Genomic DNA, 13,235 nt, shown 5'->3' with positions numbered 1-13,235 from the left:
GGCGCCATGGATAACTGGATAGCGTTGGTCAAGGCCAACATGAAAGACCGCAAGGTCACACAGGGTGAGCTGGCTGAACGCTTGGGCATGTCCCAGGGCGGTGTGGGCCATTGGCTCAACAAGCGGCGCGTGCCGAGCCTGGCAGACATGAACCGGGTCCTGGAAGAGTTGGGGCTGGGCTACCTGGAAGTGGTGCAGGAGGTGCGTGAGAAAACCGACGAAGTCCCCATTCAGGCTAAACAGTACACACCGTATTTTCGCTACCCGGTCAGCGAGTGGAGGGGCGTGTGCGAAGTGCGCGAAGAGCGCCCCGCTTATGGCGCCGCGGGCTTCGAGCTGTCGGACTACCATGCCCACGGAGATGCCTTTTGGCTGCCCGTGACGGGGGACGCCATGACTGCGCTTAGTGGCTTGAGCATCGCTGCGGGCATGATGATTCTGGTGGATCCCGCAATCGCCGCACAACCCGGCAGGCTGGTGGTCGCCCAATGGGCAGACAGCCCCCAGGCGACCTTCCGCCAGTTGATGGAAGAGAGCGGCGAGCTCTACCTGGTGCCGCTCAACCCTACCTACCCGAAACGGCTGTTCACCAAGGATTGCCGCATCCTTGGCGTCGTCGTGCAGGCCACGGCGAAGTTCTAATCAGCGGTTTCGAGTTCCACCAGCGCGCAACCTTCGGCAACCATTTCGCCTTCCTGGCAGAACAGCGCCTTGACCACTCCGGCCTTGGGCGCGCGGATGCTGTGCTCCATCTTCATCGCTTCGAGCACCACCAATTGCGTGCCGGCTTCAACCGCTTGGCCGGCTTCCACCAGCACTCGCACAATGCTGCCGTTCATCGGCGCTGTAAGGCCACCTTGATGAGACTGGTTGGCCTCGACGGCGGCAATTGGGTCGAAAAGGCTCACGCCATGCATCTCGCCATCCCAACGCAAGAACAGGGTGCCCTCGCGACGTACTGCCAGATGTGAATGACGCACGCCGTGATGATCGATCAGCAGGTGCTCCCCGCACAGTCGCGGAACATCTTCGCCCACTGTCACTCGGCGATCCTGCCCATTACAGCTCAAATGCAGGGAAACCTCGGCAGGTAGCCCGGCACGAAACCCACGGGTGTCCGCCCAAGGCCCTTCACCCGCCGGCAAGCTCTGCATAAATGCCGAACCCGCCGCCTGCCAGAACTCATCGCTCAACTCACCGGGCACGGGCAGCAACTCATCCTGATAACGCGGAATAAATCCGGTATCCAGTTCGGCCGCCGCAAATGCGGGATGGCCAATGATGCGCCGCAGGAAGCCCAGGTTGGTCTTGATCCCGCCGACGGCAAACTCATCGAGCATACCCAGCAATCGCAGGCGTGCCTGCTCACGGTCCTCGCCCCAGGCAATCAACTTGCCGAGCATCGGGTCGTAGAACGGCGAAACGCTGTCCCCTTGGCCAACGCCGCTGTCTACCCGACGCCCCGGGCCCGACGCGGATTCGCGGTACAGCGCCAAGTGCCCGGTGGCGGGCAAGAAGTCATTGGCCGGGTCCTCGGCATACAAGCGCACTTCAATCGCATGGCCGATCAGTGGCACCTGTTCCTGGCTGATCGGCAGCGCTTCGCCCTGGGCGACACGAATCTGCCAAGCCACCAGATCCAGGCCGGTGATGGCCTCGGTCACCGGGTGTTCTACTTGCAGCCGCGTGTTCATTTCCATAAAGAAGAACTCGCCGCGCGCATCCAGCAAAAACTCCACGGTACCGGCGCCAACGTAGCCGATGGCCTGGGCGGCACGCACGGCGGCTTCGCCCATGGCTTTGCGCTGTTCAATACTCAGCCCCGGCGCTGGCGCTTCCTCGACGACCTTCTGGTGCCGACGCTGGATCGAGCAATCGCGTTCATTGAGGTACAGGCAATGCCCCTGTTGATCGGCAAATACCTGGATCTCCACATGGCGCGGCTTGAGCAGGTATTTCTCCACCAGCATCTGGCCGTTGCCAAAAGAGGACAGTGCTTCACGCTGGGCGGAGGCCAATGCTTCGGCGAGTTGGTCGACGTGCTCAACCACCTTCATGCCCTTGCCACCGCCGCCCGCTGTGGCTTTTAGCAGCACCGGATAACCAATACGTTCGCAGGCGGCGCGGAAGGTTTCCAGGTCTTGGGCTTCGCCGTGATAACCCGGCACCAATGGCACGCCAGCGGTTTCCATCAGCGCCTTGGCGGCGGATTTGCTACCCATGGCGTCGATGGCCGAGGCGGGCGGGCCGAGGAAGATCAGGCCGGCGGCTTCAATCGCCCGGGCAAAACCGGCGTTTTCCGACAAAAAGCCGTAGCCCGGATGAATCCCTTGGGCACCGCTGGCGTGGGCGGCCGCGATGATCTTATCGATTTGCAGGTAACTTTCCGTGGCCTTGCTGCCGCCCAGGTCCACGCGAATATCCGCCTCGCGACTGTGCCGCGCATCACGGTCGATGGCGCTGTGCACGGCCACGGTGGTCAGGCCCATCGCTTTGGCGGTGCGCATCACCCGGCAGGCAATCTCACCCCGGTTGGCTACCAGCAGGGTCGTCAGTGTACTCATGGGCGCGGCTCCTGGGATTGCCAGCTCGGTGACCTTTTTTGCAGGAACGCCCTCAATCCTTCCTGCCCCTCGGCACTGACGCGAATCCGCGCAATTGCGTTTTCGCAGTAGCGGCGCAGTGCTGGGGTGAGGGCGCCGTTGCCCACTTCACGCAGCAGATCTTTACTCGCGCGCATCGCTGCCGGGCTGTTTTGCAACAGGTTGGCAATCCACTGCTCGACCTGGGTATCCAGCTCACCGGCCGGGTAGCTTTCGGCCAGCAAACCGATATCTCGCGCACGTTGGCCACCAAAGCGTTCGGCCGTCAGAGCATACCGGCGCGCCGCGCGTTCGCCGATGGCCTGCACCACGAACGGACTGATCACCGCCGGCGCCAGGCCAATGCGCACTTCCGACAGGCAGAACTGCGCGTCATCGGCGCCGATCGCCATGTCGCAGCAACTGATCAACCCGAGGGCGCCACCGTAGGCTGCGCCTTGCACCACGGCCAAGGTCGGGATTTTCAGCTTGGCCAGGTTGTACATCAGCTCTGCCAGTTCGCGGGCGTCGTCGAGGTTGGTGTGGTAATCCAACTCGGCTGACTGCTGCATCCAGGCCAGGTCCGCGCCGGCACTGAAGTGCTTGCCGCGTCCGCGCAGCACCAAAAAACGCAGGGTTGGGTCGCCTTGCACCTGGTCGAGAGCAATGATCAATTCGCGGATCATTTCGGCATTGAACGCGTTGTTCTTGGCTTCACGACTGAGCCACAGGGTGGCGAAGCCACGGCTGTCGGTGATCAGTTCGAGGGTGTTGAAATCGCTCATGGGTACAGCTCCGATTACATGCGGAACACGCCGAAGCGGCTCGGCTCGATAGGGGCGTTCAGGGAGGCGGACAGCGCAAGGGCGAGCACCTCGCGGGTCTGCTGCGGATCGATGACACCGTCGTCCCACAGGCGCGCGCTGGAGTAGTAGGGGTGGCCCTGGGTTTCGTACTGATCGAGGATCGGCTGCTTGATCGCGGCCTCTTCTTCAGCACTGAATGCATTGCCCGCACGCTCGGCCTGCTCACGCTTGACCTGCACCAACACGCCGGCGGCCTGCTCGGCGCCCATGACCCCGATGCGTGCGTTGGGCCACATCCACAAAAAACGCGGGTCGTAGGCGCGGCCGCACATGCCGTAGTTACCGGCGCCGAAACTGCCGCCGATGATCACCGTGAACTTCGGCACCTTGGCGCAGGCCACGGCGGTGACTAGCTTGGCGCCATGCTTGGCGATGCCGCCGGCTTCATATTTCTGGCCGACCATAAAGCCGGTGATGTTCTGCAAAAACAGCAGTGGAATCCCGCGCTGGCAGGCCAATTCGATAAAGTGCGCGCCTTTTTGCGCCGCCTCGGCAAACAGAATCCCGTTGTTGGCCAGGATCGCAATCGGGTAGCCGTGCAAGTGCGCAAAACCGCACACCAGTGTTGTGCCGAACAGCGCCTTGAATTCATCGAACACCGAACCGTCCACCAACCGTGCGATCACTTCGCGCACATCGAATGGCTGCTTGGCATCCGCCGGGATCACGCCGTACAGCTCATCGCTGCTGTACAACGGCGCCACTGGCGCGCGTTGCACCAACTGGCCCTGCTTGCGCCAATTGAGGTTGGCCACACTGCGTCGGGCCAGGGCCAGGGCGTGTTCGTCGCTGTCGGCATAGTGGTCGGCCACGCCGGATATCTTGCAGTGCACATCGGCCCCACCGAGGTCTTCAGCGCTGACCACTTCGCCCGTGGCGGCTTTCACCAGCGGTGGGCCGGCAAGGAAGATGGTGGCCTGCTGGCGCACCATGATCGCTTCGTCCGCCATGGCGGGGACATAGGCGCCACCGGCGGTGCACGAGCCCATCACTACCGCAATCTGTGGGATGCCTTGGGCGCTCATATTGGCTTGGTTGAAGAAGATCCGCCCGAAGTGCTCGCGGTCGGGGAATACTTCATCCTGGCGCGGCAGGTTGGCGCCGCCAGAGTCCACCAAGTAGATACACGGCAGGCGGTTCTGCTCGGCGATGGTCTGGGCGCGCAGGTGCTTTTTCACGGTCAGTGGGTAATACGAACCGCCTTTCACCGTTGCGTCGTTGACGACGATCATGCATTCGACGCCTTCCACGCGACCGATCCCCGCGATTACCCCGGCTGCAGGCACGTCTTCGCCGTACACCTGATGGGCGGCCAATTGGCTGAGTTCAAGGAACGGCGAGCCCGGATCGAGCAGGCGATTGATGCGCTCACGGGGCAGCAATTTGCCACGTGAGGTGTGCCGCTCCTGCGCCTTGGCGCCGCCGCCTTGTTGCACATGGGCGAGCAAGGTGTGCAGGGCGTCGACCTGTTGGCGCATCGCCGCGCTGTTGACGGCAAACTCCGCCGAACGCGGGTTGAGTTGAGTGTGCAAGGTGGCCATGGGGCGCTCCTTCAGCGAGTTTCGTTGAAGAGTTCACGACCGATCAGCATCCGCCGAATCTCACTGGTGCCGGCGCCGATTTCATACAGTTTGGCGTCGCGCAGCAGGCGGCCGGCGGGGAATTCATTGATGTAGCCGTTGCCGCCGAGAATCTGGATCGCGTCCAGGGCCATTTGCGTGGCGCGTTCGGCGCTGTAGAGGATCACCCCGGCGGCGTCCTTGCGCGTGGTTTCGCCGCGCTCGCAGGCCTGGGCCACGGCGTAGAGGTAGGCGCGGCTGGCGTTGAGTTGGGTGTACATGTCGGCGACCTTGCCCTGGATCAGCTGGAACTCGCCGATGCTCTGGCCGAACTGCTTGCGGTCGTGGATGTAGGGAACGATCAGGTCCATGCAGGCCTGCATGATCCCGGTAGGGCCGCCGGACAGCACCACACGCTCGTAATCGAGGCCGCTCATCAGTACTTTTACGCCGCCGTTGAGCACCCCGAGGATGTTTTCCTCGGGCACTTCGACGTCATCGAAAAACAGTTCGCAGGTGTTGGAGCCGCGCATACCCAGCTTGTCGAATTTGCTGCTGCGGCTGAAGCCCTTCCAGTCGCGCTCGACGATAAACGCAGTGATGCCGTGAGGGCCTTTTTCCAGGTCGGTCTTGGCATAAATCACGTAGGTGTTGGCGTCGGGACCATTGGTGATCCAGGTCTTGCTGCCGTTGAGCACGTAGCGGTCGCCGCGCTTGTCGGCGCGCAGTTTCATAGAGACCACATCGGACCCGGCGTTCGGCTCGCTCATGGCCAGAGCGCCGACGTGTTCGCCACTGATCAATTGGGGCAGGTATTTGAGTTTCTGTTCGTGATTACCGTTGCGGTTGATCTGGTTGACGCACAGGTTCGAGTGTGCGCCGTAGGACAGCGCTACAGACGCAGAACCACGGCTGATCTCCTCCATGGCCACCACATGGGCCAGGTAACCCAGGCCGGCGCCGCCGTATTCTTCGGCCACGGTAATGCCCAGCAGGCCCATGTCACCGAACTTGCGCCACAGGTCGGCGGGGAACAGGTTGTCACTGTCGATCTGAGCCGCGCGAGGCGCGATCTCCTTGGCCACGAAGGACTGCACCTGGTCGCGCAGCATGTCGATGGTTTCACCGAGGGCGAAGTTCAGGGACGGGTAACTCATGGACAGGCACCTTAAATATCAGCGTTGTTGTTGTATGGAGGGCTCATCAGAGGAGGGCGCTCACCTTTACGTTAACGTAAGCTTGCGTTGTGGTGCTGTCAATCGTAGTTTACGTTTACGTCAACCTACAAAAAAGACAACAGGGGTCGTTATGGATCAACCGCAGCCGAGCTATAGCCGTGGCGCTCAGGACAAGGCCTTGTTGGCCATGACCATTGGCCAGGCCTTCGATCGCACCGTCGCGCAATACCCTCAGGGCGAAGCGCTGGTAGTGCTTCATCAGCAACGTCGTTATACCTGGCAGCAATTGGCCGAGACGGTTGAACTGCATGCCCGCGCGTTCCTCGCATTGGGCATGCAGACCGGCGATCGCCTGGGCATCTGGGCGCCCAATTGCGCGGAGTGGTGCATCAGCCAGATCGCCAGCGCCAAGCTCGGCGTGATCCTGGTCAACATCAACCCCGCGTATCGCAGCAGCGAGCTTGCCTACGTGCTCAAGCAATCCGGCTGCCAATGGCTGGTGTGTGCCGGTTCGTTCAAGACCTCCGATTACCACGCTATGTTGCAGGAACTGAACCCCGACCTGCGCGGCCTGATCAGCCTTCACCCCGAGCCGCCCGCGGGGTTTATGCCTTGGTCGCAACTGGCGAACCTCGGCGCCAGCGTTGCGCCTGAGCAACTTCACGCGCGCCAGGCCAGCCTGCACTTCGATCAACCGGTCAACATTCAATACACCTCCGGCACCACCGGTTTCCCCAAAGGCGCCACCCTCAGTCATTACAACATACTCAATAATGGTTACATGGTCGGCGAAAGCCTGGGCCTCACCGCGCAGGATCGTCTGGTGATCCCGGTGCCGCTGTACCACTGTTTCGGCATGGTGATGGGCAACCTGGGCTGCATCACTCACGGCACCACCATGATCTACCCCAATGACGGCTTTGACCCGCTGCTGACCCTCACCGCCGTCGCCGAAGAGCGCGCCACCGGCTTGTATGGCGTGCCCACCATGTTCATCGCCATGCTCGATCATCCGGGCCGCGCCGACTTTGACCTGTCCACCCTGCGCACCGGCATCATGGCCGGCGCCACGTGCCCCATCGAAGTGATGCGCCGGGTCATCAGCGAACTGCACATGGGCGAAGTACAGATTGCCTACGGCATGACCGAAACCAGCCCGGTGTCGCTGCAGACCGGCGCCAATGACGACCTGGAACGCCGCGTGACCACTGTCGGTCGCACCCAGCCGCAACTTGAAAACAAGATCATCGACGAGGCGGGCAACACCGTTGCACGCGGCCAGATCGGCGAACTGTGCACCCGTGGCTACAGCGTGATGCTCGGCTACTGGAACAACCCCGAAGGCACCCGAGAGGCCATTGACGACGCCGGTTGGATGCACACCGGCGACCTGGCCAGCATGGATGAACACGGTTACGTGTGCATTGCCGGGCGCAACAAGGACATGATCATTCGCGGCGGCGAAAACGTGTACCCACGGGAGCTGGAAGAGTTCTTCTTCACCCATCCGGCAGTGGCTGACGTGCAGATCATCGGCATTCCCGATGCGCGCTACGGCGAAGAAATTGTCGCCTGGATCAAGTTCCACCCTGGCCATGTGGCCAATGCGCTGGAGTTGCAGGCGTGGTGTAAGGACCGCATAGCGCACTTCAAGACGCCTCGGCATTTCAAGTTTGTGGAGGAGTTCCCGATGACGGTGACGGGCAAGATCCAGAAATTCAGGATGCGCGAAATCAGTCTCCAGGAGCTGCAGGGCGACGTCTGAAACGCGGTGCATGGCTACCGCTTCGGTATGGGGCCCATTGCCTAGAGTGGCGGGATATTCCGCTATCTGAAGGCGATGCACATGACAGACCCAGCCACACCTGACATTGAGGAGGATCAGGGCCCTCACGTCACGGTAATCCGCGACAACACGCCCGGGTGGTACACTGATGCAGTAGACGCGCGTAAAACCGAACTGACCGCCGTGGGCCTGCGTATCCCGGATTGGTACAAACAGGCGCAAGCGCCAGCCAAGGAGCGGCTCAAGAAGGTTCACGAGCGCAGTCGGCGCTCGCTGAACCAGCTCGATCAGTTGCTTGGTTCGCTGCAAAATCCGGCGGACTACGCCGAGCCATTACTGGTTGCCGCCATCGAGAAAACGTTCGGTAAACGCATGGACGTTCGCCAGGTGTTCTATGCGCGCAAGATGGCGAACACCACATGCAACCCCGGACCCGCTGAGTTGGAACCCGACAGCGAGCATGCACTGGCGCCCGAGTTTTATTTCTATAAAGGCCAGAGCCTGCTTGAAGCGGCGCTGAATAACTTCACTGCGAGTGAGGCCACCGCACCGGTGTGCGGTGATTGCCACCTGATCACCTGTTACAACTTTCACAGCTACCGCGTACGCGTCATTCATTCTGTGTGGAGTGTCCAGGCGCAAAAACTGGACATTGACGCCTATCGTTTTGCCCAGTTGTGCCGGGAGCTTGACCTGGGCAAGTCATACTTCGAACACGTGCGTACCACGATCAATGCGCACATAAACGCGGTGCCAGACGCGCCGCCCGGAAAGCTCTACAGCACGCTGATCACCAGCCATCGAAACCAACTGGAACTGGCCGCTGAGATCGCCTTGATGAAGGCGGATATCGACCCGTCTCAGCATGCGCTGATCAAACAGATCCTGATCGACCCGGTTGGACGCAAATGGGCGGGTGATGATGTCGCGTTCTGTCGATTTCGGCTGCTGGGGCTGGAGCTGGACAGCATCCTGATCATCGGCCCGCGGGTGATGGAGCAGTACCTGGTCAACTCCGAGATCGTGCCTCGGCCTTGCATGGTTTACATCCCCGGCGATCCGCTTTATCCGCTAAAGGCCTATGACAACGTGGGCGCTTTCACCGAAGCACTGACCCTGCGCCTGTGCCGCACGAAGTACCGAACGTTCTTCAGCCAATTTGTGCCACTGGCCGAGCAGAATGATTTTTTTGCCAAGCTTAAAATGTTGCTTGACCCTGAGGATGGGTACCGCTTCAGCGATAATTTTGATGCAAACAAGAGAACGCCGATCCAGCGCCAGGGGGACTACGGCAAGGTCTGGAAAGACGTGTGGTACGACAGCGCGTTGCAGCGCGTGCGTTCGATCATGAACAACGCCAGTGCCGGCGCGGTCTCGACCGACGACATCACTACGCGAACCTACAATGCCTGGCTCTGGTCGTGGGGCAGCAAGGCCCTGGATATTCTTAATCTGGCGGCGTTCGTGGTGCCGGTGCTCGGTGAAGTGATGCTGGTGGTGGGGGCGATACAGATGGCTCGCGAGGTGTGTGAGGGCCTTGAGTCATGGTCCGACGGCGACACGCACCAGGCCTGGGCGCATCTCTCGGCGGTGGCGCTGAATGTGGCGGGGCTGGCGGTCCCCAAGGCGCTGACGGTATTGAAGGACACCGCATTGGTCAGACGGCTGGTGCATGTCCAGATGGGCGGGCGACCACGTCTGTATGACTTCAGCCCGGGTGCCTACAAGCATCAGGTTACATTGCCGGCCGGTCTTGTACCGCAGTCCGATGGACTCTATCCCCACGAGGGGCGCCTGTACTTGCCGGCTGCAGGTGGCGGCCACTATGAAGTCCAGGCCGCACGGGGCCGCAATGCCTTCACATTGATCCATCCCGAAGGTGACACGCGCTATGCACCGCGTATCCGGCATAACGGCGAAGGCGCGTGGGTGCACGAGTTTGAACAGCCTTTGAGTTGGGATCGCACAACCTTGTTGCGCCGTATGGGCCCCCGTGTCGAGCGCCTGAGCGATGACCAGTTGGAGCAGCTTCGGCTGATCAGCGGGGTGTCCGATGATGAACTGCGCCGTATCTATGTCGAGCAGCAACTGCCGCCACCGATATTCAGCGAAACACTGCGGCGCTTTGAGTTGGCGGGCAAGCACCAGGCGTTTATCGACCAGTTGAGCAGCGATGATCCGCAGGTGTTCGGCCGGGTCGACGCGACCTTGCAATTGAAATTGCTGGTGGACAACGGCCTGTGGCCAAAATCCAGGGTGCTGGTGATCTTTGATGCCGAAGGCAATCTGACCTGGCGTTCTGACCGGGTCAGGACGCGCAGCCAGGTGGTGAAGCTTGATGCCGAGCAGACCGACAGTGGCATGTTGCTGCCGGCTTTTCTCAAACAATTGAGTGAGCCTGAAATCCGTCAACTGCTCGACGAAGAGGCCGTGCTGGACGATCTCCGTACTCGCCTGGATATTGGTGGTCTGACGGACGAGGAAGGCGATCCCATTCCCCGGCCGGCAAGCCGAGAAGACTTGGAGGCAAAGGCGCAGCTTATGATGCCCGCGCAGCGTACGCCCGAGGCGAGAGCACTCAGGTACCGTGACCGGTTGCTGGAGGTGGCGAAGAACACCCAGGGCAAGCTGTACCGCGAGGAGGTTTTGGCCGGTGATAGGCCCAGCAATACTCATGCACAGCTGATCCAGGACAGCTTCCCCGGACTGCCCCGGCTCGCCGCCGAGGAGCTGGCCAACCACGCCAGCCCCGAGGAGTTGGTGCACCTGGACAGCACATCCCGGTTGCCCCTGCGTCTGGCCGAAGAGGCTCGTTGTTACCTGCAAAAAGCACGGGTCATGCGTGCGCATACCGACATGCTGTTTGACAGTGAATTGACCATGGATGGCGTACACCTGGCGCTGCACAAGCTGGCGGCGCTGCCCGGCCGCCTCGACGGTGTCGGCATCGAGTTGCGTGCAGGCACCTATGACGGGCCGGTGCTGGACCGCATAGGCCGTGCGGACGCCCCGCGACAGCGGCGCCTTGTGCGCGTCAGCATGAAGGAATGGGCGGTGTACCGCGAACCGCAGGTGGCTTCGTACCATCGTGCCGATAAAGACGCGTTCTACAGCGCGCTACTGGTGGCCACTGAGGATCAGGACCTCGACATGCCGCGAATACGCGAATCGACGCCGACCTTGAAGGCACAGATCACCACTCAGCCGTTGAGCGAACAGGCCAGCCGCCAAGCCCTGGGCCTGCAAGCGATCAAGCCGGGGTTCAAGTCGCCCATGCGCCTGGCCGACGGGCGCATCGGCTACCCGCTCAGCCCGGTGGGTGGCGCGCAGCAATGGCCCTCGGTGTGCGTGATGAAAGCAATGATGCTGTACCCGTCGAAATCCATTGAGGCGGTGGTCGAGATGCTGGGGTTGCAAGGTCGTGGCAGTGCGGCGCTGGTGGCCAGGCTTAATCAGCTTGAACAAGAGTTCGCACAGCTTGACCGGGAATTGGTCGCCTGGCAGCAACAAGGTGAGCCCGGTTACCGCAGCGCCAGGCGCCGGGTCAGCGCGACCGTGCGATACGCCTGGCAGCGCGAGTCGGCTACGGCGTTCGCGGCGGATGGTACGTCTATCGGGCATGTCCTGGATCTGTCTGGTGAAGTCATCGACGAGCTTCCGCAGCTCAGCGCCAATATGGACCACGTGGGCCGCCTGACTTTACGGCGCATGGGGCTGTCGGACAGCTCCCTGCCGTTTCTGCAGTCCTTCGGCGGTTTGCGCTGGCTGGACATGCGTGAGAACAACCTCACTCAACTGCCGGAGTTCGCCAATGCGGGCGTTGGGCTGACCAAGCTCAACCTGAGCCGCAACGATATTCGCCTGACCGAGCAAAGCCGAGCGCGCCTGGAAGCCATGCATGGCCTCAAGATTCTAAACCTCTCCGGCAATCGCAACCTGGGATGGACCGCCGACGTGCGCAACATGCGCAGTCTGAACCAGCTGTATCTGAGTGATACCGGGACCACTCGTTTCCCGGCGGGCGTCGAGCAACTGACTCAACTGGCGCGGATCGACCTGCATACCAATCGGCTCACGACACTGCCGGAGTACGCGTTCCAGCATCTGGAACGGATCTCTGTGCATGACAACCCCTTTTCGGAGGCTACCCGGGTGCGCCTACCCGGTGAGTTTCCGGTGAATCAGGCGCAATGGGCAGACCATGTCACCGCCGACGAAGCGCGGGTACTCTGGCTGGCCGATACACCGACGGCGCTGCAGGCCGAGCGCAGGATCCTGTGGGATGACCTGAGTGCCAGTGCCGACTCGGCGCCGTTCTTCACGGTACTGGCCGACACCACACGCAGCGCCGAATATGCCTCATCCAACACCCGTGCAGCCCTGGCGGCGCGGGTGTGGGACATGCTGGAAGCAGCACAGCAAAGTCAAGACATCCGCGAAACGCTCTTCAGCACCGCAGATGATCGAGTCACCTGTGGCGATGGCACCACGGTGGAGTTCATGAACCTTGAAAGGGAACTGATCGGCGCAAGGGCCCTGGTACAAGCGGGGGATGCGCACGCGGAGGGCGCACTGATCAGCACCGCGAAAAAACTGTTTCGCCTGCATCTGGTGGACACCCTTGCGCAACGGGACGTCGAGGCGCGAGGGCCTGGGTTCACCGAGCAGGTCGAAGTCATCCTGGCCTATCGGGTCGGTCTGGCGGACCGGCTGGACCTGCCCGTCAAATCCCGCGGCATGTTGTTTCCCCAGCAAGCCAATGTAAGCCCGGCAGCACTCGACCAGGCCTATACGCAGGTGCTCGCGCATGAGCGGATGGTTGCGGATGAGTCAGCGTTTTTTGCCGAGCGGCGTTTCTGGCAACAGCACTTGCGCACTCGCTACCCTCAGGAGCTTGAGGCCTTGACGGCGCCCGGTACCGCGCTGAACCGGGCCAAGGGCGAGGCGCTCGAAGCGGTCTCGGACTGGCAGGCGCTGGAGGATAGCGCGCCGGACAGGGCGCAGTGGCAGGCAACACACACCGAATTGGTCGATAACCTGATGACTGTGCTGGGTAAGCCCAGGGAAGAGATTCTGGTGGATGGTTCGATGCAAAGTGCGTTCTATATCGAGCAGTTCAACCTGCTGCGCGTGGCGCAGTGGGAGCAAGAAGAACAGGCCATGCGCACGCTGACGCGGTCGGTGCTCAACAACGCCGCCGCGGAGCAGGGGACAGAGGTCTGAAAAGGCCATGTGCAGAAAGCACAAAGGGGACCCGAGGGTCC

7 protein-coding genes are annotated in these 13,235 nt (G+C 61.6%); 3 read left to right on the top strand and 4 right to left on the bottom strand.

Annotated features, from left to right (window positions below; genetic code table 11):
- The first annotated feature begins 6 nt into the window (after nucleotides 1-6).
- Nucleotides 7-642: a LexA family transcriptional regulator gene (locus tag BW43_RS06285; RefSeq protein ID WP_032889837.1), complete on the top strand. Its 636-nt coding sequence runs from the start codon at nucleotides 7-9 to the stop codon at nucleotides 640-642.
- On the opposite strand, the gene BW43_RS06290 is transcribed toward BW43_RS06285, so the two are convergent.
- Genes BW43_RS06290 through BW43_RS06305 form a run of 4 tightly spaced genes read right to left on the bottom strand, consistent with a single transcriptional unit; the run spans nucleotide 639 to nucleotide 6,164 of the window.
- Nucleotides 639-2,564 carry an acetyl/propionyl/methylcrotonyl-CoA carboxylase subunit alpha gene (locus BW43_RS06290; protein WP_032889835.1) on the bottom strand — a complete coding sequence of 642 codons (1,926 nt, stop codon included), beginning with the start codon at nucleotides 2,562-2,564 and terminating at the stop codon, nucleotides 639-641. The genes BW43_RS06285 and BW43_RS06290 overlap by 4 nt on opposite strands.
- Nucleotides 2,561-3,367: a gamma-carboxygeranoyl-CoA hydratase gene (locus BW43_RS06295; RefSeq protein ID WP_032889834.1), complete on the bottom strand. Its 807-nt coding sequence runs from the start codon at nucleotides 3,365-3,367 to the stop codon at nucleotides 2,561-2,563. Before BW43_RS06295 ends, BW43_RS06290 begins: the two co-directional genes overlap by 4 nt.
- Before the next feature lie 14 nt (nucleotides 3,368-3,381).
- A complete protein-coding gene (locus BW43_RS06300) occupies nucleotides 3,382-4,989 on the bottom strand; it encodes a carboxyl transferase domain-containing protein (RefSeq protein WP_032889832.1) in 1,608 nt (535 codons plus the stop codon).
- Nucleotides 4,990-5,000: 11 nt separating this feature from the next.
- The gene (locus BW43_RS06305; RefSeq protein ID WP_032889830.1) at nucleotides 5,001-6,164 is read right to left on the bottom strand and encodes an isovaleryl-CoA dehydrogenase; all 1,164 of its coding nucleotides are present in this window, start codon (nucleotides 6,162-6,164) and stop codon (nucleotides 5,001-5,003) included.
- Between the two features lie 151 nt (nucleotides 6,165-6,315).
- On the opposite strand from BW43_RS06305, the gene BW43_RS06310 reads away from it, so the two are divergent.
- Entirely contained in the window at nucleotides 6,316-7,950 is a 1,635-nt protein-coding gene (locus tag BW43_RS06310; protein WP_032889828.1) for an AMP-binding protein, read from the top strand.
- Between the two features lie 81 nt (nucleotides 7,951-8,031).
- The gene (locus tag BW43_RS27990; protein WP_050442862.1) at nucleotides 8,032-13,194 is read left to right on the top strand and encodes an NEL-type E3 ubiquitin ligase domain-containing protein; all 5,163 of its coding nucleotides are present in this window, start codon (nucleotides 8,032-8,034) and stop codon (nucleotides 13,192-13,194) included.
- Nucleotides 13,195-13,235 lie beyond the last annotated feature (41 nt).

The sequence above is a fragment of the Pseudomonas sp. RIT357 genome, from assembly GCF_000632245.1.
Lineage (GTDB): Bacteria > Pseudomonadota > Gammaproteobacteria > Pseudomonadales > Pseudomonadaceae > Aquipseudomonas > Aquipseudomonas sivasensis.
This window is presented reverse-complemented; position numbering and strand designations above follow the sequence as displayed.